Here is a 26,851-nt window from a genome sequence, read left to right as displayed (position 1 = left end):
GGGATAGTCCGTGATACGATTGCTTTCCGTAACCGTGACAGATAGGGAGAACTTCTTTGGCACTACGGGTTGCTGTTGTTGGATCGGGACCGGCTGGTTCCTCTGCTGCCGAAACGCTTGCAAAAGCAGGGATTGAGACCTACCTGTTTGAGCGCAAGCTGGATAATGCGAAGCCTTGTGGCGGGGCCATACCCCTATGTATGGTGAGTGAGTTTGATTTGCCCGATCACATCATTGATCGCCGGGTGAGAAAAATGAAAATGATCTCCCCGTCTAATATCGAAGTCGATATCAATTTAGAAAAACAAGAAGAATATATTGGGATGTGTCGCCGGGAAATCCTCGATGGATTCCTGCGCGATCGCGCTGAAAAATTAGGCGCAAACCTGATTAATGGCACTGTTCACAAACTGGATATTCCCTCAAACAATACGGATCCTTATGTCCTGCACTATGCCGACCATTCGGACGGCAGCGTGGCCGGGGTCCAAAAAACCCTAAAAGTGGATATGGTCATTGGGGCTGACGGTGCGAACTCTCGCGTCGCCAAAGCCATTGATGCCGGGGACTATAACTACGCGATCGCCTTCCAAGAGCGCATTCGCCTCCCGGAAGACAAAATGGCCTATTACAACGACCTAGCAGAAATGTATGTGGGAACCGACGTTTCCCCCGACTTCTATGCCTGGGTATTCCCCAAATATGATCATGTCGCCGTGGGAACCGGCACCATGAAAGTCAACCAAGCTTTAATCAAAAAGCTGCAAGCTGGGATTCGGACCCGCGCCGCCAAACGGCTAGAAGGGGGCGAAATCATCAAAGTGGAAGCGCACCCGATTCCGGAACATCCCCGTCCGCGTCGAGTCGTCGGTCGTGTCGCCCTCGTCGGAGATGCTGCCGGTACCGTCACCAAATCATCTGGGGAAGGGATTTACTTTGCAGCAAAATCCGCTCGGATGTGCGCCGAAACCATCGTCGAGTTTTCCGAAGGCGGGACCCGCGTTCCCACTGAAGAAGAACTGAAAATTTACCTGAAGCGTTGGGATAAGAAATACGGCATCACCTACGCGGTCCTCGATATCCTGCAACGAGTCTTCTATCGCACCGATGCCACTCGGGAAGCCTTTGTGGAAATGTGTGCTGACATGGATGTTCAGCGCATGACGTTTGACAGCTATCTGTATAAAACCGTCGTTCCCGCCAATCCTTTCGTGCAGATGAAGATTACCGCGAAAACGATTGGTAGTTTGCTCCGGGGTAACGCCTTGGCCCCTTAGAACCACCCAGAACAGGATCCAGCTAGAGCCGATGAATCGGGAAAGTTGGATTCTGTTTGGAGTCTTCCGGAAACTGATCCTTGGGATCAGTCTTTTGGGAACTTGTTAGAAAGAGCGCTCTCCCGCGACATTAAGCAGTTTGGGGGAGCGTTTTTCTGTTTTTACTAGGGAATCATGAAACGACCTGGCTCACAGAGCAGCATCACCCCACAGGGTAGAACTTCAGGGAGTTTAAACAGCCGAAACTCCCCATCCGGTTCTTCCTTCCTTGTGGGGTGATACTATACGGCTTGTGGGTTGTCATTAGCCGGTGCAGTGCTTGGTAATTCTAAGCAATAACCGGCACCATAAACCGTTTTAATGTAGCGAGGATGTCGAGGGTCGGGTTCGAGTTTCGTCCTCAGATGTCTAACATGAACCCGAATTGTTTCGATATCATCATCGGGGTCATATCCCCAGACTTCTTTGAGAATTTCACTGGGAGAGACCGTTTGGCCGTGACGTTGTAACAAACAGTGCAACAGTTCAAATTCCAGGTGAGTTAACTTGACCGTGCGATCGAACCAAATGGCTTCAAACCGTTCCGGGACGAGGGTTAGGGGTCCATAGTTGAGAATCTCCGCGTGTTTGGCCGCTTGGGGGATGCGATCGGTGCGTCGCAACAAGGCTCTCACCCGTGCAAGCATTTCTTCAACTTCAAAGGGTTTAGTCAGGTAATCATCAGCGCCTGCATTGAAACCTTCGACCTTATCATGGGTTTGACCTAAAGCTGTTAGCATCAGGACGGGTATATCGGCAGTACGCTCATCACGACGAAGCCGTTGACATACTGTGAATCCATCCACCCGAGGCAGCATCAGATCGAGCATGATTAAATCGGGGATCAGTTGCAGTGCAAGCGCTTGACCTTTGATGCCATCTTCGGCTTGACTGACTTCATAGCCAGCCATCTCCAGATTGACGGCGACTAATTCTGAGATTGCAGGGTCATCGTCAATGACGAGTATCCGGGGCATGGTTCAAAATTGTGAAAGACTGGGTTGATTCCGGTTCATAAAGAACCATGTAGAGAATCGTAAAGATTCCTCTACAAATTATAAGCAACGATTCTAAAATCTTTCCAAAGAATTATTCCTGGATTTTAACGGGCTATATCCGAGGGGGGATCCGCCTTCCGATTCGGCGGATCATTGGTCATGGCATTGAGAATCTTTACCGGAATAAACCCCTTCTCCGGCCTTCTGCAGCAAGAGTCCCGGCGCTTCTCCCCCAGAACTTCCTGCTGCTCCCTCAAGGACTACAGTCCCCAGGATGCTCTGAATTAGGGGCGTGTAAATCTCCAGGCGTATTAAAATTTCTTAACATTCGGAATTCTGGAGTCCCTACCTCCAGGGGAGTAGCCCCAATCTGGGGTAACCACCGTTGAAACGATCGCCCCCCTTCCTCCAGAAACTGCTGCAACGGTTCGACGGCGCATCGCCGGTAAAATCCACACATCGGATGCCAAAGTGTTCCCTGTTGCGGAACCAAAGCCAGACTCTCCGGGGGTAAATTGGGCAGTTGGGAGGCCCACTGTTGGACGATCGCCGGATCTAATAACGGTAAATCACAGGCTAACAACAACACCCACTCCGCCTCAATCTGACTCAGCCCTTCCCAGACGGCCCCTAAAGGACCCCGTTTGTGTTCTGTTTCTCGCAGTGCCTGTACCGTCCTTCCCGAGAGAGGTTCCGGACTCAGCATGGACTCATAGCGTTCCGGCCAAGGCGTGATTAAATAAACTTGATCCGTACAGTGAGAGGCCACTTCACAGACCCGCTGGAGTAGGGACTTCCCCTCCCAGAGGATTTGGGCTTTATCTTCCCCCATGCGAGAACTCTGGCCTCCAGCGAGGACCAACGCAGCCAGTTGGGGAGGGGTGGGAATGGATTCGCTCATCGTTGGTTAGGGCCTGGGGACAGGGGTTAGAAAGCCGGTTTTTGGTCTATGGATCTGGACTGACAGCGGCTAATTCAAGGGCGATCGCGAACTCACCGCTTGAGTAATTTCCTGGAGTTTAGCAGCAACTCGACCGCTTTTAAACCCTTCACGGGCTTGAGCAATGCCGCTACTGAGGTCCCCGGAAACACCACAATGCCAAAGGTAAAATCCCCCACTCCAGACAGCAGACTCCATCAGTTCGCTGGGTTCACCCCGCAGGACTCCTTGCATTTGGTCGGGGAATGCTTCGGATTGAAATGGGACATTTTCCGGGGTAAATCCGTAGTCCCGAGGATGCAGAAGCAGGCGCTCAAACGGGTCGGCATGGGGAGACTCCGACTCGGAAACCGCCGGTGGGGGGGGAGTTTGGGCGGGATTGCTATATCCGATAATGGCGGTGCGTTCCCGAGGTAAATCGCAACTGCCTTCTAATCCTTTGACGGTGGTGAGGCGCGAATCCCCGCGTAATTTTAAAGCATCGCGAAACATCAGTTCCGTGGGGGGATGGACGAACCCAGCGACGAGGTGGCGATCGCCCTGATAGGGAGACCAAATCAGTTCTAAGGTGGCGACTGGCGGTCGTTTCCCCAATTGCTCCCGGTAGGGAACCAGACTCGCTGCCTCGGGAAACTGTTTGGGAAGATAGACGAATCCGATTCCGGTGGTTTCTAGGACGGACTGGAGTTGTTGGAGGTCGAGGGTTCGCCAGTTCACTCCCAAAGCATCCCAAATTTCCACAAAAGGAATGCCATACTTCGTCGGCATTTGATCGCCGCCGTGGAGGAGTACAGGTTGACCGTAACTGGCGAGGAGGATTGCAGTGAGGATGGTGACAGGTGCGGTTCGCGATCGCCCATCATAGGGACATCCCCAAACCATGACTGGGGACGAGGCGGCGATCGGTCCGAAGTTGGGCCCGATTTCGTCGTAAGCATCCAGCATCCCCGCCAATTCTTCCCCCGTCGGACGCTTGATGCGGTGAGCAATTAAAAAGGCCCCGATTTGGGCCGGGGTTGCTTCCCCTACCAGCATCATCCGCATTGCGTCGGCGGCTTCTGTACGGGAGAGGTTTTGGCTGGTGTGGGGACCGCTGCCGACTTTCTGGACAAATTCTCTAAACGCTGTGCTCATGAGTGAGAGGGGGAGTGAATAAAGGGGGAATAAAAAAGAAAAAACTGGGGAATTTGGGGTGGGGGTGAGGAATCAGGACCCATAAATATCGGAGAACAACAAGCTAAAATTGCCGACATTAACCCGATGAAACTTTGAGCGGCAAAAAGTCATGAACCAGTTGCCAAAAATGTTGAATCGGGGGAATTTGGAGGCGATCGCTCGTCGTGACAATTACCACTTGCCGATTCCAACAAGAATCCCCGCTCACGGTGGGGTAAATTCCGTTCAATGAGGACGGGGTGGAAGCAGAATCCAAATGTTCCACTCGCGGTAGAGAGCGAATCGCAACTTTCGGGTCGCAACGGGCTTCGACTAAGGCTGATTCGGGCAACAGCGCCACCATGTCGCCCTCCTGTACAACCCCCCGAAACGCATCGGGAGTATTTAACTCCAACACCGCACGCAAAGTCAAATTATGTTTCGCAAACATATCTTGAACCAACCGCTGCATTCCATAGCCATCTTTAAAAACAACTTGAGGATAGCGGGCTAATTCTTGCCAGGGTACGGGGTCATATTGAGCCAGGGGATGAGTGGCTGCCATTAACACTTGAATTGACTCATTGTAGAGAATGTCAACTACCATTTCTGCATTAGAGGTTAATAGGCGATTATTCATCACGATCGCCAGATCAACGAGGCCATCTTTGAGGACTTTTAAAGCGCGATCGCTGCCTAATGCCGTGACTCGTAACTGCACCTCTGGATATTGCCGACAAAATTTTCTTAAAATAGGCGGTAAATAATAAGCACAAACCGAGTGAATTGCAGCGACACAGAGTTCCGGCTGTTTCCCTTCTAATAAATTGCTCAGTTCTTCTTGTGCGGTGTGCCATTCCTGACAAATTTTGCGAGCATGGGGGAAAAATCGCTCTCCGGGCAAGGTTAATTTGGCCTGAGCACTGCGATGAAATAACTGTAAGCCCAGTTCTGCTTCCAGAGACTGAATTTGACGGCTAATTGTAGATTGGGTGACCCCGCATCGACGGGCCGCTTGTTGGAAACTACCCGTATCAGCAATTGCCATAAAAGCTTGTAACTGCTCTAGGCGCATATATAGAGAGACAAATAAGATTTTTCCGCATTTTTCATCTTACCTGAAAACCCTCAAATTTTTCGTACAAATTGATACCAGATTTTTAGGAATTTTCTTTATCCTTGCCTTGAGCTGGGGATGAATTGCAGGGAATGCGGGACAACTGCAGGGCGATCGCAGTGACCCGTGAAATCTCTTCCGGGTGAGACCCCACTATAATCCCCTCCCCTGGAGTCAGGGGAGAGGACCGCATAGAGAAGGGTGATCTGTTGATCGGCAAACAAGTCACCTACTCAATCTGGTATGGATCGCCCATCTTCAATCAGCCCGCCCGGACGGGCTTTATGTTGAAAACTTTTACCTTTGAAGATGGGAATAATTTAAAAGGTAAATGTGGTCCGGAATGTCCCAATGAAAACCTCACTATTTTCGTTATTTTGATTGGGAGCTGTCAACCAAATTAAGCCGGGAGTTAGGGAAATATTCGGAGTAATTTGATACTTGTAAAGCCCTTCAATATGAAAGGGAGTATCCTTGGAAAAATCCGGATTTCCCGGTACATCTAAATTGGTTAAATGGGGTTCAGCACCGACAATTAAGCTGGCAAAAGACCCCGGAGTTCCTAAATCCGGTAAAACCACTGTAGCGGCATAATTCCAAATATCCGCATCTCCCAATCCAATCAGTCGCGCACTGGTTTTGGCAATCCACCCGCCGACAATTAAATTCGGCGTAATTCGCAAGGAAGTATTGACACTATAGGAGTTGCTAACAACTGGGGTTGCGCGCAAGGAGGGACTGAGGGGATTAAGCGCCGCCGGAGAAAGATTCCCTAAATTTGTCCCAGTTCCACCGTAACCAAACCGGGGAGCAGAAGTCCCTTCATAAGCATGAACGTAGGTCAAACCGACCTGAAATCGACTGCCAAAAACAATCTGGCCGAGGGTAGAATAGTTGCCATCCAATAAACCCGCGCCTGATAGGGGAGTTTTGGCTTCATTGGCTAAGTAACCGGCATTAATTTCTAAATTATTGATGGGGGTAAATTTAACTCCTAACCCGGAACCGCCTAGGGTGAAGCGATAAATGGGATTGCGTTCAGCGAAGCGGGAGAATGCGCCGGTTGCACCGCCACCTGCTTCTAAAAAGGGGTTGAGGGTATTGGCATAGAAGTGATGACCTCCAGCATTGGCGAAAATCCGCACGCTTAACTGGTTGCCGAGTGGAAAGAAATAGTGCAAACGGTTGAGGGTAACGGTGTTGTTGTTCGCACCATCAAAGGCATAGCGCCCTTCATTGGTCCCTAAAACGGGCTGAAAGGAGTTGCCGATATTGCCCATTTCTAGGCGAGTGAAGAGGTTATCTCGTCCGGTAAAACTGGTAACGAAGTTGAGGCGAACGCGATTGCTGAAGACGGTTTCAGCGTCGGCATCATCGGTGAAGGCATCGGCGAGGATGAAAGCGGCTTCACCAGCGAGTTTTGTCGTGGGAGAAAACTGATTGGCTTCGATTTCAACGGTTCGCAGTTCGAGGTTGTCTACGCGACCCCGGAGGGTGGCGAGTTCCGCAGAAAAGTCCTGGGTTAAGCGGGTGAGTAGGTCGAGATCGCCCGTGTTTAAATCGAGTTCATTGATGCGAGCATTGATGACTTCGAGACAGGCGTTTAAACTGGTGGCAAATTCATATCGGGTCATCGCCCGATTGCCCTGATAGGTGCCATCGCCATATCCCAAGAGGCACTCATAGCGGGAGGCGAGGTTCTGGAGGGCTTGGAACGCCCAGTCGGTGGGACTGACGTCGGCGAGTTCGGAAACCGAGTTAACCTGTTCTAAAGGACCGAGGTCCAGATTGGCTTGGGAATAGAAGTCAATTTGTTGCAGACGGTTAGCATCCTCGTCCGTGGGGAGTTCCCGAGAGGGGAGGGCGATCGCCGAGGGTTCTGAGTCGAATAAATCCGGGTTGAGTTCCTGGGCGACAGGTTCGCTGACAGGGTCAGGGGACTGATTCAAGGGGACGGGTTCACCCGCAACCGCCCGAATGCCCAGTAAGTTGAGCCCCAGGAGGAGTGGGGTAGTCAGGATGAAGATTGACGAGAGTTGAGACATCATGGGTTGCAGATAGTCCTGAATGTAAGAACGAATCCCTGGCTGCAACGAATCCGACTTGATCCGGTGTTTGATCGGATTCGCGCGTTTGTTAACTGCGTCTTAATCTCTCAACAAATCTCATCCTCAAGCGGTGGGTTTTGTAGCGATCGCTGCAAAAAAACTGAGGTTTATGCGTAAATCCCCGAACTTTCATGCAAAACTTACATGAATAAATCCCTGGAGAGGGGGAAAGGCTGACGGCTGTTCTCCGGGGAATCCCTTGCCCAGAGGGTTCCACAGAGGAAGGGTCAAGGGCAAACCTAGGCCGATCGCCCCTTGTCAAAATTCCCTAACTTTTTACCCATTCTTCCAACGCGACTGCCACACCTTGTTTAAGGGAGGGATTGGCACTGGGTTGATGGGAGAGTTCCAGCAGTTGGAAATAGGCTTGATCCGGCGCAATCTGTTTCAGGGCGGCGATCGCATGAAACCGAACCCCCGCCTCAGAGGTGGCTAAGAGTTGAATCAGGGGTTCTATACTGGTTTTTTGTCCGAGATAACCCAACGCCGAGGCGATCGCTTGTTCCCTGCGCATCGAGTCTCTCCCCCCGGTTTTTGGCTGGCGGTTTAACAGTTCTATCAGCATCTGCGCCGCTTTTGGCTTCAACTCGGGCGCTTCGATCCGTCCCAGTAAGGAGATAATTTCTGCGATTACCTCGGGAGTAGAACTCTTATGTTCGCGGCTGACTAATGCTTTTTCTAAATAATCCAAGGCTTCGGGGGTTCCCATCCAAGCTAAGGCGCGAACCGCATTAATTTGTAAAGGGATAGGGGTCGCTGGGGAATCCAGAATTTCATCGAGGCAGGCTGCGGCTTTCGGCGTTGCCACCCGTCCCAAGGAAATCGCCGCCTGATGGGTGACACCGGGGTTAAAATCCCACAAACGTTCCCGCAGGAGTTCCTCAATTTCTGAGGCGATCGCCTTGTAGATGCCTTGGGTATCGTTTTTATAGGAGGGTCGCATGGCGCATAATCCTAAGCCAATGGTGGCTTCCCGACGGACCGAGGCATGGAAATCATGGATGGATTCCACCAGTACCGGGGGGATGCGCGGGTCATCATAGCTATTCAGGGCGGCGATCGCCTCGCAACGTACTTGGGGATCGCGATCGCCAACCACACTTAAAAGGGGTTCGATAATTTCGGGATTGCGGATTTTCCCGAGGGAGCGCACCGCTAAAGGACGGGAATTAGAGTCCGCTAACTGCTGGGTTAAAGCGGCGATCGCCGGTTCGCCCATTTGTGCCAACGCACTGGCTGCCATTGAGTTTAATTCTTCTTCCGGGCTATTGAGTAATTCAATCAAGGCAGCGATCGCATCTGGGGTATGAAACTCCCCGAGAATTCGACCCGCAAACCATCGTAATTCCACTTCCGCATCGGAGTCAGCCAGAATCTCCAACAGAGGGGCGATCGCCTCTGTTCCCAACCGGGGAAATACTTTGGCAACTTCCCATCGTTGTTGAAAATCACCGTATTCTAAGACTTGATCCGCCAAACCGAGTAAGGAGGAGGGATTCAATTGTGGCGATCGCCGGTTCGGTTCCTCCGTGGCAACGGATAGAGATTCGACTCTACCAGTTCCTGGGCTCGTGGCTAGTTTTTCCAAACATTGAGTCACCAATTGCCAATCTTCTTGTTTTGCGGCTTCGTTAGCTTGTTCTAACAGATTAGAGAGTGTTGGGGGCATATTGATGGGTGGGTTTTGAATGAGTCGGGGTGCAAGGGGTGCCAAAGTTACAAGGGTTCCAGTCTAACTTTTATCCCTTTCAATTTATCCTCGCTTGGGCTGGATGTGCTAGTAGGGTCCGGCCCATTGATACCTAAATCGAATTTGACTCATCCGTAAATTGCATTCTGACCTAACTTTGGTATCTAATTTGACCAAGTTGGTTTAAGGGATTTGACACCCCTGCCTAGAACGCCAATACCGTTTGAGAACCCAGGGACCAAAACCCGGTTTTGTGACCCGATGAGAGTCAGATTTGCCAGTTGCTGTAGAAAGAGACAACTGGTTTTTTCTCCTCTGGAGCTCATCCAAATATCACCACCCTAACTTTATGTTTTGCTTAAAACAAGATTAAATTTTCAAAGCGTATCAAATGCTGCTTAACACTGTCTTCAAAGATGCTATTAATCTGCCTGGAGTGCCGGTTGCTCCAGTGCAGCGCCTCGGGGTGTTTTCATTGGACGGTGATTGCGATCGCCCCCTTAATAAAACAGTCAAGCGTGAGAGGTAACAGTTAAATTCAGGGGTTTAGGGATCAAAGTGACGGATCTTCTCAAGAATAAACATTGCATCAATGCTGCATATAAGATAATGAATCAAACTAACAGGACGGACACTTCATCACCGCTTATAGATAGTAGAAAGGATTGATCTACGATACCGCCTACAGTGAGAGCTACATTCTCCCCTGGGTATCAGTCCTAACTCAAACAAAACCATTCCATGACATCTCACGGAACAACTGAAAACCGATGAAAGCCGACCATCCCGGCAGGATAGCCCCTCGTTATCAATATACCTCTTGCAAAATACCGGATAGATCCGCCCAACCCCCCTTAAAAAGGCCAATCGGCTTTTTAAAATTTTTCCTGAAGTCTAATATACCGAAACAGAAATTGATGTACAATCTGCTCTCCAATTCCTCATGCAGGACTTCCTATATTCCTATATAGGGAGATGTTGAGTGGGGGGATTGCTTTTATCCCGAGGGATGACTCCGGGTTGCCGGAATCTGGAATGACTTTAACCGGGTTAAAATAGCTTGTGCTGTTTGGGGGCGACTGTGCCAGTCGGGTGCCATCAAGTCATCGAGTAACTGTGCTAACTCGGGAGAGAGATCCCGAAGGTGACTGCGCCAGATGAGAGATCCTTGAGGAGTTTGGGGAAAGTCGAGGGGGGTTAACCCGGTTAAGGCATATAAACAAGTCCGGGCGATCGCGAAAAAATCCGATTGGGGTTGGGTATCCCCGAGGAGTTGTTCCGGGGGTGCATAACCCGAGGTTCCCACCCGGGTACTTCTACTGTGGCGATCGGCGGCACTGCCAAAATCAATCAGTTGCAATTGTCCATCAGGTGTGAGAATCAGATTGCTGGGTTTAATATCTCGATGCACCACCCCTTCTTGATGAATTGTGCGGAGGATCTCCATCAACTGTGCTAACCAGTTGCCCGCGACGGTTTCGTCCATAGGACCCTGTTGTTCAATCTGTTGTTCTAGGGTTTTTCCGGCTTTTTTTTCCATGACGAACCCCTGGAGGGATTTGCGATCGCCAAGGGTGAGGATAAAATATCCCCCCGGTTCCACCTGGGGTATCCTCGGATGTCGCAACCAGATTAAAACTCGTGCTTCTTGTTTAAACAAGCGGACAAAATCAGGTTGAGTCGTAAATTTAAGGACTTTCATCACCTTGGGGGTTCCCCATTCCTGTTCCCCCCAATCTTGGACTTCATAAATATCGCAGGGATAAGCCGGATTGGGTTCTCGCAAGGGGGTTTTGATGCGATAGCGATCGCAAATCAGCAAGGGAGAACCGCAGTTGCCGCAGTGACTCTCGGTATCCGGATTTTCCCGCTGGATGCAGTTGGGATTAATACAGTAACTCACAACCCATTTTAGAAGATGATTGGCTTGAAGATGAGTGAGGGGAAACTTGGCTTTTTTGCAACGGTGAAAGCATTAGTTTGGTAAAAGCTGTCTCCAAGAAGCCAAATTTCCCCCGGTTGGATTGGGTTCTCTAGGCGATCGCCTAGGGGAAACCCAGTTTAACCCGCCATAATTGCAAGCAAGTTACGAAGGTTAGTGCTGGCATATCCCACATCCCGTTGGGTTTTATCTTCAAGTTTTCCAGCAATGGCTTCAAGTTGAGCGATCAACTCATCATATCCCCCACTTCGCATCACGAAAAGTTGCAACTGATTTTTAATTTGTTGCACCATTTGAGGTTTTTGAGGAGCCGATTTACCTTTTTTGGCGGGAGTCTGCACTGCGCCGAGATTATGTTGGATTAAAATTCTTAAACTGGATAGTTTTTGAGTCTTCACCAACTGTTTAATCTCTTCACAAGCATTTTCCACTAATTTAGTGGTGACAAACTTCATCATCAAGGGTTGTAAGGTGAAGAAAATGTCGCTGGCGGTTTCTTGTTTTTCGATTAAAGCGCGGCGATCCAAAGAATCGAGGTTTTTGAGCATATCCGAGAGGGATACGGGTAATAACATATCCTCGCGCAAGCGGGACAGAGTAACCGGACTCTTGGCGATCGCCAACCAGTACAAAATCTCTTCTTCTGAGGGAGATAAGCGCCCGAAATGCTGCGCGAGTAACTGATTCAGCGTATCTTCGATAAACAACTCGGTGGCTTTGAGAAAGGTTGCCGTATTTCCATTAAAGAATTCTTTAATGGTTGTGGCAACAACCTTATACGCCAACAGATTATCTCCATAGCGTTTAACCAGTTCGAGCCACTCTTTATCCGTGGGAGCCACTCCTTTATCGGCCAAGATTTCCCGGGCGATTTCGTGGGAATCCATCGGTTGCAGGGTCTGGACTTTTTCTCCATGCAACAAGGCAATTTCAGCGGGTTCTTCCGTGGTGACTAGGACGAAGCAGCTTTGATGACGGGTTTCGGCAATTCGTTTGATGAAATCGCGATAATTTTCAAATTCTGGACGATAATTCCCGGCGAGTTCATCACCCTTGAGCAAGGCATCGATATCGTCTAAGATGATCAGGCAGCGATTCTTTTTCAGCAAGTCTAGCAGGCGTAAGATTCTGCCGCTGAGATCATCGGGAATATCCGGTTTCTTTTGGGTGGAAAGGGTTTGCAGCAGATTCCCTAATAAGTCTTCGAGTTTGGGGGTTGCACTCAGGGACCGCCACACCACGAACTCAAACTCGCTTTCCAGTTGTTTGGCAATCTGTACGGAAAGTACAGTTTTGCCGATACCTGTCATTCCTAAGAGAGTGACTAACCGAGAGCTTTCATCGATAATTAATTCTTCTAGGATTTTAAGTTCTTCGGTGCGTCCATAAAATTGGGATACATCCGGCGACTCACCCCAATCTTGGCTACGATTTCCGGTGGAGACGACTTCAGTAGCCGGTTCGGCGGCGGCTGGTTCAGTTTTTTTGCGGGAAGTTTTAGCCGGTTCGGCTTTGGCTTTAGCTTTGGTTTTGGTGGGTGCTGGTGCTTCTGTTTCTTGGGCTTGGTATTGATAGAATAGCTGATGCCGCAATTCAGCCAGTTTGCCCGGACCACGCCCGTAAATGCTAAATTTTCTGTAGACTTCGCCGAGTCGTTTGCGAACCGCAATGTTGCTGATCCCGAGGATGGTGGCGATCGCGGCGGTGGAATTCCCGCCAAGTGCCATCATGACGGTTTCTAACTCCGCATCGGAAACGCCTCGTTCTTTAGCGACTCCAGTTAAAAATTCGGGTGGAATTTGGTTAGTCAAGGTTTCTAAATCTTTACAAACGATACAACGTTTTTCATTATACTGTGTTTCTAAGCATTTGTTGCCCGCCAATGCGATCGAGTCAAAAAATTTTTAACGGATTTAGTCTTCTCCTGAATCCGATCGCCTCGGGGGGATGATGCCGGGAGATTAATGAGCGAGATTTCACCCGATTGATCAATGTTCCAGCCCCTCTCCCCTCCGGGTTTGGACAGTTCTAGCGGGTCATTTTGGGCTGTTTATTTCTTTAGCTACTTGACAATATTTTATAGATTATGCAGATCAGCACTTTGAATAAAAAATCAAGTCTCTCCCAGATATTTCAGTCATCCTAGAAAAAACTTAACCCTAGAGAGATAAAAATTTTTCCTCCCCTCACCTCTTTCTAACTCAGGGGTTCAGAAAACATCTCCAGGAAGCATTCCCCAGCCCAATCCCTGCTCACTTCCGTGAGGAAAGGTTCCTGCCTCGGCAAGGCAGCATTCGGACACCGCAAGTTCTACCGGGCTGGGAAGACAACCCCGACGAGAGCAACTTTTAGTTGAATATGATGAATAATCGAATATATACTTAGGCCAAAAGAGGGAAATTTTAACACAAGGGATAGAAAAAATCAACTGACGCAACAAAAAGTGACAAAACTTGCGATTAGTCCAAAGGAAACCGGAGGGTGAACTATGCTTTGTGTTTCCCCCAACTCCAGGTATAAGGGTTCTATCCCGGCGACATCACCCCTCACCCTCACTCGGACATTCCTGCCAAAGCCCGCAACCGGGACAAATCTAACAAGCGAATCCGCGCCCCCTCAATCTCCAAGACCCCCTCACTGCTGAGTTTTGCAAACACCCGAGAGAGAGTCTCCGGAATCGTCCCCAAAAAAGCCGCCAATTGCCCTTTCGTAATATCCAATTCCACTTGTTCCAAACTCCCCTGGGGTGAATCACTTAAATAAAGAAGATAAGCAGCCAAGCGTTGCGGGACATCCTTCAAAGACAGATCTTCCACCACTTTTGCCAACCACCGCAGATGACGGGCAAAAATTCCTAACAAAGTTATGGCAATATTGGGATGAGCTTGCATCAAAGCCACGAATGCAGTCCGGGGAAAGAATAACACCTGAGTGGACTCTAGGGCAGCAGCAGAAGCGGGAAAAGGTTGACCATCAAAAGCAGGCACCTCCGCAAAATGCTGACCCCCCGCAAAGATTTGCAAAATCTGTTCTTTGCCTAAGGGAGATTGTTTAAACACTTTAACTCGACCAGAAATCACGATGAAAAAACCAACTCTTTCATCATCTCCCTCCCAAAACAACACCTCTCCTTTCTGATAGGATTGGCCGATCGCAATCTGGGCAAGGGCCTGATGTTGGTCTGGCGGTAAACTCTGAAACAGGGGAGTTTGGGCAAGAAATGCTTGTTTATCAAAGGATTGGTCTTTCAAGACTGGATTCCGGGGACTGGATCAACTCATTGATTTGATTGTACCGGCAAAACTGGCTAATCCAGAATGGGGTTAAGAAAAACTCACACCCACAGAACTGATCCATGAGGAAACTCCAAAAAATAAAATCCCTCAAATGTTCGTAGTGACTGCTTTAGGAGTCATCTTAAAGAAACCCCTGAAGGGGTTACTACGAACCTGGAGAGGATTTCAGTCCTGGATGAGAACAGAAGGGAGTATCAATCTGGCTTTCTTTGACTTAAGTCAAAGACATTACCCGAGGGCCAACTTAGAGTAAAGATAACAAGACGAAAGCGATCGAGAGGTAACATCATGTATTGCAGCCAATGCGAACAAACTGCCGGTGGAGAAGCCTGTTATCAATGGGGTGCCTGTGGAAAAAGTCCCGAAGTGGATGCCCTCCAAGACTTATTAACCCATTTATTGCGCGGACTCGGACAAGTGGCGATCGCCGCCCGCAAACACGGAATTATTAACCGCCATGCCGATCGCTTTACCTGCGAAACCCTGTTTTCTACCCTCACCAACGTCAACTTCGACCCCGAAAGTTTTGTTCAATATATCCATCAGGCGATCGCCCTGCGGGATGGATTGAAAGCGCAACTGCAAACTGTCGCCCCCGAGGTCCGTTTTCCCCAAGGTCCCGCCACCTTGGCACCCGCCCCAACCCTCGATGAATTAGTCCAACAAGGTCGAGATGTAGAATATGGATTTATCTCCAAATCTGCCAAAGATGTTGATATTTTCTCCCTCAAACTGACCATTATTTATGGACTCAAAGGCATCGCCGCTTATGCCTACCATGCCCAAGAACTGGGACAGGAAGACGATCGCCTCTATGCCTTCTGTCATGAAGCCTTAGCCGGACTTGACTCCGTGGATTTGACCTTAGAAGACTGGGTACAAATGGCCTTAAAAGTCGGGGAAATCAACCTCTTGGCGATGGAACTCTTAGATGCCGGAAATACAGGCAACTATGGTCATCCGGTCCCCACCCGCGTTCCTCTGGGAACCCAACCGGGTAAAGCGATTCTCGTCTCGGGTCATGACCTCAAGGACCTAGAGGAACTCCTCAAACAAACGGCTAACCAGGGGATTTACGTCTATACCCACGGGGAAATGTTGCCAGCGCATGGGTATCCGGGACTCAAGCAGAAATATCCTCATCTGTATGGTCATTATGGGACCGCATGGCAAAATCAAACCCGTGAATTTGCGAAATTCCCAGGGGCGATCGTCATGACCACCAACTGTCTGATGCCTCCCCACAACTCCTATATTAATAGAGTGTTCACCTGTGGCCCTGTAGGTTGGCCCGGACTGACCCATATTGAAAACCGCGACTTTAGCCCTGCGATCGCCTGTAGCTTATCCATGCCTGGATTTACCGATAACGGCGACCCCCGCCAAGTCACCACCGGATTTGCCCGGAATGCCGTCTTGGGGGTTGCCGATGAAGTAATCGCTGCCGTCAAACGGGGAGATATTCGCCACTTCTTCCTCGTCGGCGGTTGCGATGGGGCCAAACCCAGCCGCAACTATTACACCGAATTCGTGGAAAAAGTCCCGGAAGATTGCGTTGTGCTCACCCTCGCTTGTGGCAAGTTCCGGTTCTTTGATAAAGAACTCGGAGACATTGGGGGAATTCCGCGCTTGATGGATGTGGGTCAATGTAATGATGCTTATTCAGCCGTGCAAATTACCCTAGCTTTAGCCAATGCCTTTGGGGTGGGAGTGAATGAACTCCCGTTGTCGATGATTTTGTCATGGTATGAACAAAAAGCCGTATCGATTTTGTTGACCCTGTTCCATTTGGGAATTAAAAATATTCGCTTAGGGCCAACACTGCCTGCGTTTATTTCTCCGAATGTGTTTCAGTTACTTTCCCAGACTTACAATCTCAAGGAGATAGGCACCCCCGAGGAAGATTTAGCCGCCTGTTTAGGAACGAGTGTCAAGGCATAATCTGGTCTATAAAAACCCGCAGGCTAAAGCCTGGGGCTACACGGACGAAGCCTGCCTACGCAGGCTGAAGAGAAAATCTACTTTTACCACCCGGATTGGGTACGAAAAGTCATTTTTATAGAGGAGCCCGCGCAGGCGGGCTTTGTCCGTATAGCCCCACCCTTAAGGGTGCGGGCTTTTTTGTTGGTGAATTTTTAACCCGTCCGGTTGATAAACCAGGCTTTTTTTTCGTTAATTTTAGGGAGAGTTACCTACGCAAAAATACCCTCGTGAATTTCACCTTGAAAGTGTTACGGTTGGCAAAGTAATTGGGGGAAACTCCGATTCATCCCGATGGGGGAAGAGTCGTGAGGCTCCAAGCCATTCCCTAGACTGCGTTAAATCCCGAAATTATGAAAACTACGACCCAGTTAATTGTTGCAGCCGTTGCTCTATTTACGTCTTCTTTTATTAATGTGGTATCCGTTTCCTATTTGATTAATCGCATGAGTGATGATGGTCGAGTGGTCAATCATGCCGGAATTATCCGAGGTGCGGGCCAAAGACTGGTTAAGTTAGAACTGGCTGATGTGGAAGAAGATGATTTAATTGATGAAATTGAGCGAATCATCCAGGGATTGATTGAAGGCGATCGCGACTTACAACTTCCCCCGGCAACCGATCCCAATTTTTTACAGAAAATGCAGGCCGTTCAAACCGGGTGGTTTACCCTAAAAGCCACCATTCAAGAGCATAGAAATGCACCCCAGGGAGACGAGATTCTCCTGGAAGAGAGTGAAATATTTTTTGCATTGTCCAATGCTGCTGTATTTGCGGCTGAAGATTTTGCCAAGGGGAAAGTTCAGTTAACTCAAGTCAGTCAAATTACTTTGTTTTTATTAAATTTGGCCGTATTAGTGGGGATTTGTTGGGTCACCCATATTCTCCAGTCTCAAATCAAAAAAGCGATTGTGGCGATCGCCTCCTCTTGCACAGAGATAGCGGCGATCGTCACCCAACAGGAAGTGGTGGTTTCTATGCAAGCGGCTTCTGTCCATCAAACCAGCACTACCACTACCCATATTCGTCACAGTTCAGAAGAGTCCGCACAAGAGGCGATCGCCGCAAAAAAAGCGGCTTCTGCTGTCATTAATTTGGCCGTGCAAGGAGGTAAAACCGTGCAGGAACTGTTAGAAGAAATGGCGAGCGTTCAAAACAATTCTAAGGCAATTTATAATAAAATTAATGACTTAAAAGAACATACCCGATGCAGTGAAACTATTTCCAATGTGGTCAGTCGCATGGCGAATCAAACCAATCTTTTAGCCTTAAATGCAGCTATAGAAGCCAAACGTACCGGAATTGATGGAAAGGGATTTAACATTGTAGCGGCTGAAATTCGCCAGCTTGCCAACCACAGTAAAAAATCTGCCGAAGAAATTCAACAGTTGGTTGCTGATATTCAAACTGCGATGAGTTCCACCTTACAGGTAACCCAAGAAGGGAGTAAAAAGGTAGAACAATCTGTGGAAAGTATCCAGAAGATGACGGCAGCCTTTCAATCTGTTGCCGATGCCATTGATGAAATTTTCACCCACAATGCCCGAATTTCTGTGACTGCCCAGGAACAGGCTAACGCTATTCAGCAAGTAGTTGAAGCAATGGATTCTATCAACAATGGGGCAAAAGAAACCGTGAATGGCATCAGTCAAACCAAACTGGGAATGCAGCAACTCAATCAAGCAGCATGGAGTTTAAAGACAATGGTTTAGCAAAACTGCCCGGGTGTATCTTCAGTTTAGGCGCGTGAGTTAGAGTTGAGACTGCGGACAATCCAGTAACTAATCGATAGGGCAAAAATAGCAACAGCCAAACCCAGTAAGGCAAATTCTGAATATTTTTCTAGGTCAAAAATAATAATTTTTCGGGCAACCGCAACTAGGGAGGTCACAATCACCAGTTCCACTTGCACCGTATGCTTTTTCATATAGGCTGTAATATTCTCTAAAATTTCCATAGAAATCAGAATATTCAGGAACAAGCCAAATATTTTAAATAACGTATTCGTTAAAAAGCCCACAGGTTCCGTAAACAGAACTTGGGCCAAAAAGATAATCAAGTCACAAACGGCAACTAAAATGATAATAATCATTAAAATTGACAACACTTTGGCGATGACAATCTGAATTTGTTCCGTGATATGAACAAAATTATCATCTCTAAAACTATCACTCAGTCGGGAATACCCTCTTCTGAAACGTCTCATCGTTTAACTTAAAAATAAAAGGACTTCGCACAGCCACCCGCCATTGGGTAACTGGCGATCATCCGTCAGTCACCCGATGGCGGGTTGTCGCCTATACTCCTGCCGGTGCTTTTGCCAGCACCTCGGGGGTTAAGACCTGATTGAGTTTACCACTCCGATACCCTTCTAGGTCTAAATTAACGTAAATAAATCCAAACTCTTGAAAGGCAGCCACTAACGCAGGCAAATCCGTGATTAAGACAAATTCCTTGATTTGTTCCGGGGGTAATTCAATGCGGGCGCTGTCTCCTTCGGACCGAACTCGGAGATTTTTGAGTCCTAATTTTCGCAAATAACGCTCGGCGCGACCGACTCTTTGGAGCTTTTCTACGGTGATTTCTTCCCCATAAGGAAAGCGAGAACTTAAACAGGGTTGGGCGGGTTTATCCCACCAAGGCAAGTCTAAGAATTTCGCCAGTTGACGCACTTGGACTTTCGTGAGTCCGACTTCGGCAAGCGGCGATCGCGCCCCTCGTTCTTTCGCCGCTTGAATCCCTGGGCGATAGTCATGCAAATCATCCCCATTCACCCCATCCACCACATAAGGATATCCCCGAGATATCGCCAGCGGTTTGAGGGTATCATGGAGTTCACTTTTACAGAAATAACAGCGATTAACGGGATTGGCGGTGTAATTGGGATTCGCCATTTCCTGAGTGGTTACTTCTTCATGAGCAATGCCAATTTCTGCCGCTTGAATCCGCGCATCTTCTAAGTCTTCGGGAAGGAGAGAGGGCGAAACTGCGGTAACCGCTAATGCTTTTTTTCCCAGGGTATCGTAAGCAATTTTGGCGACTAAGGTACTATCAATGCCGCCGGAATAGGCAATTAATGCCCGGTCCATTTCTTGAAAAATTTGTTGAAGTTGTTGGAGTTGTTGCATGAGTGATTCGAGTAAAAAATAGTCATTCAGTCAAAAGGGGGGTCGGTACAGGGGTTAGAAACCGGGTTGATTTTGGAAAGTTCCTAGAAATTATCAGCCTCTTTGGGAGAAAAATTCTCTTGTTGGTGCCTTAATTTTTGACAGGAATAACCCCTTAGAAATAGAGGGAAAATGCCGGTTTAAAATTCCTTTCGAGAAAAGATTAAATTAGCGATCGCCAACAGCAGCACGATGTAAAACAAGGCATAAATAAAATTGAAACTCAAGGTCATGGCATCGGGTAATATCCCATAAACGGCTTGATTTTTGAGGTCTAACCGGGATAAGTCGGGTAAGATTAAATATAACCCTCGGGTAATCGCTTCAACCGTGGGATTTTTACTCAGTTCACCGGCGGCAACGATATCCTCACTGAGGTGTCCCATCACATAAACGGCAAAAGTCAGGAGGGTTGCCAGTAACGAACTGGTAAAGACACTTAAGGCGATCGCCACCGCCGTGAGTAAAGACAGTTCTAAAAATAGATAAAACGCCGCCACAAGCAGACTCAACAGGGGATAGTTTATCTGAGATAAACTCATCAACCCTAAATATAACCCCATCGTCACCGTAATCAGGACCGCCAATACAGCACAGAGCCCCAGATGTTTGCCCACGATAAATTCAGCGCGGCTAATGGGTTTAGCCAACAAAACAAGAACCGTGCGATTTTCGATTTCATTTTGGATCGGTGCAGTTCCGACAAATGCCGCAACGATTAATCCCAAAATGCCGATCGCCGCAATTCCCAAATCCAGAAGAATTTTATCCTCAGTGAGAACAGCATATTCTGGAATGAGGCGCATTGCCCCGATAAAAAATAACCCAAACACCATGATAAAATAGAGGACGCGAGCGCGAATCACTTCCCAAAAGACATTGTTTGCGATCGCTAACGTTCTGCCTGGGTTCACCAAGACACCTCCTCGCTTTAATTTCAACTGTTATCGATTTTGCTATGAGAAAATTTTAAAGGAATAGGGGCTAAAATGCAATAGAAAAATCAAGGGACGTGGCCCAGTCAATCTATGCCTGAGAATCGCCTCTCTATTTCTATTTTAATCGAAGCCTTGCCCTTGGGAGGGGATGGGTCCGGATTTGCGATCGCTGGCAGGTCCGCACTCTACCTCAGCCCGATCTAACGCCTCTGCGGGGGGGCGACTGCTCGCCGGTCCCCGTTGCCGAAAGGTCCGTGAGATTTCGCAGGATTTTTCCAGATAATAGTCCTCCGATACTAAGGGCACCCCGTCAAAAATTGCCAATAAGGTGATGCCAAATCCTGCTTGACGCTGAATCACCGTTCCCCGCAATGTCCACCATTCATTTTCTTCAATCTCCGGTAACCTTTTCTTAACCGCCTCATCAATGTCAATTCGGTTTTCTAGCAATCCCGAAATCACTTGATTTGCTCGGGGCCACTGTTGCCCATCCATCTGTTCCCGAAGGAAAGCTTCCATCTCGTTAATCATGATATTTCCTTGGGGGATTTCCGGTGCCTCAATTCCTCGGGAAATAGCAAATGAACTGCGGGTAAAATCTTCTGCTAATAAGGTGGGATACTCCTTTAACCACTGATTCATTACAAACCCAAATTGTAACCATAAACTTACCAAAACATGAAATAAAAACATCACCGTTAATTCTTTACGAATTGAGATAGGAGGCCAACTGGGTAAGAGTCGCCCTCTAAAAAATTTCGGCAGGGACCGCACCGAACCAGTCAGCAGGGGCCAAGTGACAACCATTGCTTGATGCCGCCAATTTTCAGATAAATCATCGAACAAAATAAGACTGAGTAATAATCCCACAATCCAAGGACCTATCTTGATGCCAAATAGTGTTATCGGTCGTTCCCATTGCCACCAAGCCGTTCCCACCACAAAAAATATCAATCCCCCGGTATGGGTGAAATGATAGGCATTCTCAGCCGGGGGAACAAGCAGCCAGGAAAAGGCAGAGAGCAACCAAGAAAATATGCTTAATAAAATAAAAGTTTCCCAACAAAAAGGTCGGGGAGGTCTCAATCTATCAATACAGTATTTGAGCATTTTAGTCGGTAGATAGGTGAATAACAGGAGTAATAAGCAACTCAAAAGTGCGATATTTATGCCTGATTTTCTTATAATTTAAAACCTTATTTGCTCCGGTTCTCATCTCGAAGAATCTCAACTGGTATTTTGAAGATTTTTTAACCATAAAACTAATAAAATAACACTATGACTATAGGAATGACCCCATAAAACAGCCATTGCTTGGCGGCGCTCGGGGGCTTTTTTGACTTTTCGAGTGTAATATCTAGAGTTTTCTTCTAGTTCAGCCTCTGGTTGAAGGGGGTAAGCGTAATCAACAAGTTTATTAAATAAATTTAAGCTAATTAGCTTAATTGAAAAATTAGCCCAAAACACGAAAAATCCGATGATAAAGATTAAAGAAAGACCCCCCTCTCCCAGTTTATTTAAAAAAACATAAGTAACGAGTTGGATTTTGAGAGGAGGTGAAAGAACAGGCTCAATATAGAAGAAGAATATCCAGCCCACACAAGCGGAAATTAAATTAATCGTCAGTGCATATTCAACGCTAGTTTTTCGGCTGACTTGACAGCGCGCATAAAACACGGAGGATTCAATGGCGACGGAAATTGTTAAAAAAAAGGTTTGAAGTAAAATTGTGGGCAGAGGAAAAACCATAATGGCTATTGGCTCCTAATCTTGCCTATTCTACCTGACTGGGAGAGGGGATGGGGAGGATGGGGGAGATGTTCGTAGTAACGACTTTAGTCGTTACCGCGTTACTTGGCATTCGCCAAGTAACGCTCCCATGTTTGGATCCTCCAGTTCCTTCATCGGCGCTTAAGCCCCTCATATTGAGTGTCACCGATTCAGGCATGAAACGACAGCAAGTCGTTACTACGAACTGAAGAAACGACAGCAAGTCGTTACTACGAACGGGGAAGAACGACTGAAGTCGTTACTACGAACTGAAGAGAACGACTTCAGTCGTTACTACGAACTGAAGAGAACGACTTCAGTCGTTACTACGAAGATCCTCCCCATCTCCCCCATCCTCCCCATCTCCCCCATCCTCCCCATCTCCCCCATCCGCCAATCTGCCACCAATTAGGGAAAAGGGGACGAGAACTCGGATAATAAGAGGTGAAGGCATTCATAAAATATAAACGAGCTATGACAAGAACTGGCATCGGCATTCGCACGGCTGTTTCTCAAGAGCGCATTGTAGGTCAGATTCACGTTTATGATGGCGCGGGGAAGGGGAAATCCCAGGCGGCCCTTGGAGTCGTGCTGCGTTCGATTGGCTTGGGTATTAATACGCCCCTACAAAGCAGAGTGCTGTTGTTGCGGTTTCTCAAGGGTCCGGCACGGCATTATGAGGAAGATGCGGCGATCGAGGCTCTGCAACGGGGTTTTCCGCATCTGATTGATCAGGTTCGCACGGGAAGGGCGGAGTTTTTTGGTCCTGATGAAATCACAAGGTTTGACCGACTGGAAGCGCAACGGGGATGGGATGTGGCAAAAGGAGCGATCGCCTCGGGTCTCTATTCGGTGGTGGTGTTGGACGAAATCAATCCGGTTCTGGATTTAGGATTACTCTCGACTGAGGAGGTGGTTCGCACCCTGGATCATAAACCGGAACATCTGGAAGTTATTGCCACGGGGCGATCGGCACCCCCAGCTTTATTAGACATTGCGGATTTACATTCGGAAATGAAGTCCCACTATCATGCCGGAGGGGCGGAAAATGGCATTGATGGGATTGAAATTTATACGGGTGCAGGAAAAGGTAAGTCTACCAGTGCCTTGGGTAAGGCGTTGCAGGCGATCGGGAAGGGAATCAGTCACGATCAATCCCATCGGGTGCTGATTGTGCAGTGGTTGAAGGGGGGAAGTGGCTATACGGAAGATGCAGCGATCGCCGCGTTGCGTCACAGTTACCCTAATTTGGTGGATCATCAGCGCTGTGGCGGTGATGCCATTGTCTGGCGGGGTCAACAGAAAGAAATTGACTATGTGGAGGCAGAACGAGGATGGGAAATTGCGCGATCGGCGATCGCCTCGGGACTCTACAAAACCATTGTCCTGGATGAACTCAATCCCACCGTTGACTTAGAACTGCTGGAAGTTCAACCCATTGTTGATGCCTTACTCCGCAAACCCAAAGACACGGAAATCATTATCACCGGGCGCTGTCAAAATATTCCCGCCTATTTTGAATTAGCCAGTGTTCATTCAGAAGTCTTCTGTCACAAACATTATGCCAATCACGGGGTAGAACTCAAGCGCGGTGTTGATTTTTAAATTGGGTCATGGGTTGTTAGCAATTGTAGCAATTGTAGGGTGGGCAATGCCCACCGAACAGCTATGTGGGCAGTGCCCACCCTACAACTTCATCCTTCATCCTTCATCCTTCATCCTTCATCCTTCAACTAGCGCTCCCAGTGCGAACCAGCATCACGGTACAATCACAATTGCGGGCGATCGCCTCCGGGATATTCCCCTTGACCACCGAGTGCAGTAACCCTTCCCGACTGGCACCGAGAACAATTACATCACATTGGTCTTTTTGGGCCAAATCAATCAGCGCATCCTCAACCGAGTTGGCGCAGAGGGAGGTTGAAATCACCGGACAGGTGACTTGCCGTTCCAGAAAGGCCAAAGCCTGGTCAAGGACCCCCTGATCGGAGCCATAAGTTCCGGGCCCAAACACTTGACAGAGGCGAATTTCAGGATTAGTGGTCATCGACACCAATCCGGGGAGTAATTTCACCGTTGCTAAACCACTCGGCCCACCGCGAATGGGAACCAGCCATCGTTGAAACGACCGAGGACGGGGGAGGGGGCGCTCCAGTCCAGTTGTCAAGACGGAAATCTTGCCTGAACGGGGGGTTTCCGGCCTGCGTCGCGAGGGGGAGAAGGAGGTTTTACCCATTTTCACCAAAATTGCATCGCAAGGGGCTTGGCGAATGATGGTATCCGCCACATTCCCAAAAATCCGCCCGGGAGTGCCGGTACTGCCTTTCCATCCCATCAACATCAGGTCAATATGTCGCTCATCAATGGTTTCCAGCATGGCTTGGGCGACATCATGGGCCACGCGAACTTGAGTATGCACGGGCACATTCCAATCCCGACCGATGCGTTCAGCAAGGCGCAATAACCGACGAGAGGGAATCGTTGTCACAGAGGTTTCATCGGGGGATTGGTGACGGGAGATGACAATGGTTTGCAGACATTCCAGTTCATAGTTGCGCTGATGGGCGATCGCCACAGCCAAGCGGAGCAATGCCGGGGCGGTTTCAGGATTAGCCAGGGGGACGAGTAAGCGCCCTTGACCTGTGGCGGGCGATCGCGTCTGATAGACCAGATAGGACGGTTCGGGGTGCGGTCCAAATCCCTGTTTTCCCGTGAGGCGATCGCTTTCCGCCCGAATGATATCCGTGCGCGTAATAATCCCCACCAGCTTTCTGCCTTCCGTCACCGGCACGCGGCTGAGATTGTAGCGGTTGAGTTGAAACAGCACTTCCATCAAGGTATCCCCTGGGGAGACTTTCACCGCCTGGGGAGTCATAATCTTTTCCAGGATGGTATCCGGGGGTAAATTCAGCTTAGAGATTTTGGCCAAATCCGACTGAGCCACCATTCCCACTAATTTCCCCCCCTCTAGGACCGGAAATCCGCGATGATGAGAGCGAGAGAATGCCTGGACGACTTCCTCAATGGAGGTTTCGCGGGTTAAAGTTTCCACTCGGCGCTGCATGACATCGGCTGCGCGAATTTCACTGAGAATCGCATTCGGGGTGGCTTCTGCTTTGAGGTCAATGCCATTGAGTTTGAGTAACTTATCATACAAAGAACCGCTTTCAGCCATTTCCGCGACGAGATAAGATACCAGGGAACCAATCATCAGGGGGAGGACTAAATTAAAGTCCGTGGTAATCTCAAAAATCATCACGACGGCGGTAATGGGGGCTTTGGAAACCGCACAGAAAAAAGCGCCCATGCCTGCTAGGGCGTAAGTGGTGGGTAATCCGGCACCGAGGACCGAAAATTCCCAAATGCCTACGAGATAGCCTAAAGCCGAACCGAGAATCAGGGAAGGGGCGAATAAACCTCCCGGTGCGCCGGATCCAGCGGCAATAATGGTCAGGCAAAAGTGACTGAGGAAGGCGATCGCCGAGGCTCCGGCAGTGGGGGAGCCGGTGAGCAAGAACTCCCGCAAGCCGCTATTATTGCGAAATAACGGGGGTAACAGGGCGATCGCCACGCCGCAAATTAATCCCGCCAGTCCCATCCGCCAAGGCAAGGGCACTCGGATCACCTTCCGGTTGAATTTAATACTGGCGATAATGCCTTGGGTGAAGAGGGTCCCCAGCAAACCGGAGAGGATGCCTAAAATCAGGTAGAACGGGATTTCTGGGGCGGTGAATTGAGATTGAAAGCCCGTTGCGCTTAAATTTAAGTCAAGACTTTTTCCCCCTAAAATGCGGGAGACAACGGCCCCAATAAATGAGGCGAGGATAGCTGGCCCTAGGGAGAAGGCCGAAATATCACAGAGAAGTTCTTCAACGGCAAACAGCACGCCAGCGAGGGGGGCATTAAAACCAGCGGCTAAACCGGCGGCTGCACCAGCGGCGATCAGTTGCCTTCGGTAATCCGGGGAGGTGGGAAACCATCGGCCAATTTCAGCGGCGATCGCCGCACCGATTTGCACCGTTGGACCCTGCCGCCCCAAGGTCAAGCCCGATCCCACCGTAATCCCGGTACTGACTAATTTAATGAAGGCGACTCGTAAATCTAGGGATAACGGTACTCCGGCTAGGGCCGCCTTGACCTGGGGAATGCCACTCCCTGCCGCTTCCGTGGCACAGCGTTCGACGAGAAATCCGGCGATCGCGCCTCCCATGAGTCCAATCATCGGCAACCCAATCCAAGAAGGCAGATTGAACGACGCATAAATCCGCCATCCTCCCAACCATCCCACCCCTTGTTTCAAAAAAACCGCCGCCAGTCCAGAGACCAAACCTATTAAACAGGCTTCAAACATGGCAAGCCGTTTTGGTCTCAGGAAAAAAGCTCTAAGCCTTGCCACTACCCAACTATACGAGGAAAGGGACTGGAGCCACATGA

General features: G+C 48.9%; 20 protein-coding genes. 4 read left to right on the top strand and 16 right to left on the bottom strand.

Annotated features, from left to right (window positions below; genetic code table 11):
- Window positions 1-56 precede the first annotated feature (56 nt).
- Entirely contained in the window at window positions 57-1,277 is a 1,221-nt protein-coding gene (gene chlP, locus NG795_RS10420; protein WP_367288601.1) for a geranylgeranyl reductase, read from the top strand.
- 281 nt (window positions 1,278-1,558) lie between these two features.
- Here the strand turns inward: chlP and NG795_RS10415 are convergent, their stop codons facing one another.
- The 9 genes from NG795_RS10415 to NG795_RS10375 form a co-directional block, all read right to left on the bottom strand.
- Complete coding sequence (locus tag NG795_RS10415) at window positions 1,559-2,293, bottom strand: two component system response regulator RpaA (RefSeq protein WP_367288600.1); 735 nt, start codon at window positions 2,291-2,293, stop codon at window positions 1,559-1,561.
- Window positions 2,294-2,567: 274 nt separating this feature from the next.
- Window positions 2,568-3,215, bottom strand: coding sequence for a molybdenum cofactor guanylyltransferase (locus NG795_RS10410; protein ID WP_367288599.1), 648 nt, complete (start codon window positions 3,213-3,215; stop codon window positions 2,568-2,570).
- 69 nt (window positions 3,216-3,284) lie between these two features.
- Window positions 3,285-4,388, bottom strand: coding sequence for an anthranilate phosphoribosyltransferase family protein (locus NG795_RS10405; RefSeq protein WP_367288598.1), 1,104 nt, complete (start codon window positions 4,386-4,388; stop codon window positions 3,285-3,287).
- 118 nt (window positions 4,389-4,506) lie between these two features.
- Window positions 4,507-5,484, bottom strand: coding sequence for a LysR family transcriptional regulator (locus NG795_RS10400; protein ID WP_367288597.1), 978 nt, complete (start codon window positions 5,482-5,484; stop codon window positions 4,507-4,509).
- Window positions 5,485-5,846: 362 nt separating this feature from the next.
- Window positions 5,847-7,574, bottom strand: coding sequence for an iron uptake porin (locus tag NG795_RS10395; protein WP_367288596.1), 1,728 nt, complete (start codon window positions 7,572-7,574; stop codon window positions 5,847-5,849).
- A 328-nt stretch (window positions 7,575-7,902) separates the two neighbouring features.
- Window positions 7,903-9,303 (bottom strand): HEAT repeat domain-containing protein, encoded by a 1,401-nt coding sequence (locus NG795_RS10390; RefSeq protein ID WP_367288595.1) that lies wholly within the window; start codon window positions 9,301-9,303, stop codon window positions 7,903-7,905.
- Window positions 9,304-10,321: 1,018 nt separating this feature from the next.
- On the bottom strand, window positions 10,322-11,227 hold the full coding sequence (locus NG795_RS10385) for a protein kinase domain-containing protein (protein ID WP_367288594.1): 906 nt from the start codon (window positions 11,225-11,227) through the stop codon (window positions 10,322-10,324).
- Window positions 11,228-11,385: 158 nt separating this feature from the next.
- Complete coding sequence (locus NG795_RS10380; protein ID WP_367288593.1) at window positions 11,386-13,077, bottom strand: NB-ARC domain-containing protein; 1,692 nt, start codon at window positions 13,075-13,077, stop codon at window positions 11,386-11,388.
- Between the two features lie 741 nt (window positions 13,078-13,818).
- A complete protein-coding gene (locus NG795_RS10375; RefSeq protein ID WP_367288592.1) occupies window positions 13,819-14,517 on the bottom strand; it encodes a Crp/Fnr family transcriptional regulator in 699 nt (232 codons plus the stop codon).
- 333 nt (window positions 14,518-14,850) lie between these two features.
- Between NG795_RS10375 and hcp the strand changes: the two genes are divergently transcribed.
- Together hcp and NG795_RS10365 are read left to right on the top strand one after the other, a co-directional pair.
- Entirely contained in the window at window positions 14,851-16,503 is a 1,653-nt protein-coding gene (gene hcp / locus NG795_RS10370) for a hydroxylamine reductase (RefSeq protein ID WP_367288591.1), read from the top strand.
- 392 nt (window positions 16,504-16,895) lie between these two features.
- Window positions 16,896-18,254 carry a methyl-accepting chemotaxis protein gene (locus NG795_RS10365; protein ID WP_367288590.1) on the top strand — a complete coding sequence of 453 codons (1,359 nt, stop codon included), beginning with the start codon at window positions 16,896-16,898 and terminating at the stop codon, window positions 18,252-18,254.
- Window positions 18,255-18,280: 26 nt separating this feature from the next.
- On the opposite strand, the gene NG795_RS10360 is transcribed toward NG795_RS10365, so the two are convergent.
- From NG795_RS10360 to NG795_RS10335, 6 genes are all read right to left on the bottom strand, one after another.
- Window positions 18,281-18,748, bottom strand: coding sequence for a phosphate-starvation-inducible PsiE family protein (locus NG795_RS10360; protein WP_367288589.1), 468 nt, complete (start codon window positions 18,746-18,748; stop codon window positions 18,281-18,283).
- A 91-nt stretch (window positions 18,749-18,839) separates the two neighbouring features.
- Complete coding sequence (gene larE, locus NG795_RS10355) at window positions 18,840-19,670, bottom strand: ATP-dependent sacrificial sulfur transferase LarE (protein ID WP_367288588.1); 831 nt, start codon at window positions 19,668-19,670, stop codon at window positions 18,840-18,842.
- A 179-nt stretch (window positions 19,671-19,849) separates the two neighbouring features.
- Entirely contained in the window at window positions 19,850-20,623 is a 774-nt protein-coding gene (locus NG795_RS10350) for an ABC transporter permease (protein WP_367288587.1), read from the bottom strand.
- A gap of 144 nt (window positions 20,624-20,767) precedes the next feature.
- Window positions 20,768-21,757 (bottom strand): DUF5357 family protein, encoded by a 990-nt coding sequence (locus NG795_RS10345; protein ID WP_367288699.1) that lies wholly within the window; start codon window positions 21,755-21,757, stop codon window positions 20,768-20,770.
- A gap of 117 nt (window positions 21,758-21,874) precedes the next feature.
- Window positions 21,875-22,396 (bottom strand): filament integrity protein FraC, encoded by a 522-nt coding sequence (gene fraC, locus NG795_RS10340; RefSeq protein ID WP_367288586.1) that lies wholly within the window; start codon window positions 22,394-22,396, stop codon window positions 21,875-21,877.
- 337 nt (window positions 22,397-22,733) lie between these two features.
- Entirely contained in the window at window positions 22,734-22,871 is a 138-nt protein-coding gene (locus NG795_RS10335; RefSeq protein ID WP_367288585.1) for a hypothetical protein, read from the bottom strand.
- A 20-nt stretch (window positions 22,872-22,891) separates the two neighbouring features.
- On the opposite strand from NG795_RS10335, the gene NG795_RS10330 reads away from it, so the two are divergent.
- Complete coding sequence (locus NG795_RS10330; protein ID WP_367288584.1) at window positions 22,892-24,022, top strand: cob(I)yrinic acid a,c-diamide adenosyltransferase; 1,131 nt, start codon at window positions 22,892-22,894, stop codon at window positions 24,020-24,022.
- A gap of 124 nt (window positions 24,023-24,146) precedes the next feature.
- Here NG795_RS10330 and NG795_RS10325 read toward each other — a convergent pair whose 3' ends face one another.
- Entirely contained in the window at window positions 24,147-26,849 is a 2,703-nt protein-coding gene (locus tag NG795_RS10325; RefSeq protein WP_367288583.1) for a chloride channel protein, read from the bottom strand.
- Window positions 26,850-26,851 lie beyond the last annotated feature (2 nt).

Source organism: Laspinema palackyanum D2c, from assembly GCF_025370875.1.
GTDB lineage: Bacteria > Cyanobacteriota > Cyanobacteriia > Cyanobacteriales > Laspinemataceae > Laspinema > Laspinema palackyanum.
This window is presented reverse-complemented; position numbering and strand designations above follow the sequence as displayed.

Bases quoted from the DNA above. Each gene is read 5' to 3' on its own strand.
- NG795_RS10415 (WP_367288600.1), bottom strand. From the start codon at position 2,293: ATGCCCCGGATACTCGTCATTGACGATGACCCTGCAATCTCAGAATTA.
- NG795_RS10410 (WP_367288599.1), bottom strand. From the start codon at position 3,215: ATGAGCGAATCCATTCCCACCCCTCCCCAACTGGCTGCGTTGGTCCTC.
- NG795_RS10405 (WP_367288598.1), bottom strand. From the start codon at position 4,388: ATGAGCACAGCGTTTAGAGAATTTGTCCAGAAAGTCGGCAGCGGTCCC.
- NG795_RS10400 (WP_367288597.1), bottom strand. From the start codon at position 5,484: ATGCGCCTAGAGCAGTTACAAGCTTTTATGGCAATTGCTGATACGGGT.
- NG795_RS10395 (WP_367288596.1), bottom strand. From the start codon at position 7,574: ATGATGTCTCAACTCTCGTCAATCTTCATCCTGACTACCCCACTCCTC.
- NG795_RS10390 (WP_367288595.1), bottom strand. From the start codon at position 9,303: ATGCCCCCAACACTCTCTAATCTGTTAGAACAAGCTAACGAAGCCGCA.
- hcp (WP_367288591.1), top strand. From the start codon at position 14,851: ATGTATTGCAGCCAATGCGAACAAACTGCCGGTGGAGAAGCCTGTTAT.
- NG795_RS10365 (WP_367288590.1), top strand. From the start codon at position 16,896: ATGAAAACTACGACCCAGTTAATTGTTGCAGCCGTTGCTCTATTTACG.
- NG795_RS10360 (WP_367288589.1), bottom strand. From the start codon at position 18,748: ATGAGACGTTTCAGAAGAGGGTATTCCCGACTGAGTGATAGTTTTAGA.
- larE (WP_367288588.1), bottom strand. From the start codon at position 19,670: ATGCAACAACTCCAACAACTTCAACAAATTTTTCAAGAAATGGACCGG.
- NG795_RS10345 (WP_367288699.1), bottom strand. From the start codon at position 21,757: ATGCTCAAATACTGTATTGATAGATTGAGACCTCCCCGACCTTTTTGT.
- fraC (WP_367288586.1), bottom strand. From the start codon at position 22,396: ATGGTTTTTCCTCTGCCCACAATTTTACTTCAAACCTTTTTTTTAACA.
- NG795_RS10335 (WP_367288585.1), bottom strand. From the start codon at position 22,871: ATGCCTTCACCTCTTATTATCCGAGTTCTCGTCCCCTTTTCCCTAATT.
- NG795_RS10330 (WP_367288584.1), top strand. From the start codon at position 22,892: ATGACAAGAACTGGCATCGGCATTCGCACGGCTGTTTCTCAAGAGCGC.
- NG795_RS10325 (WP_367288583.1), bottom strand. From the start codon at position 26,849: ATGTGGCTCCAGTCCCTTTCCTCGTATAGTTGGGTAGTGGCAAGGCTT.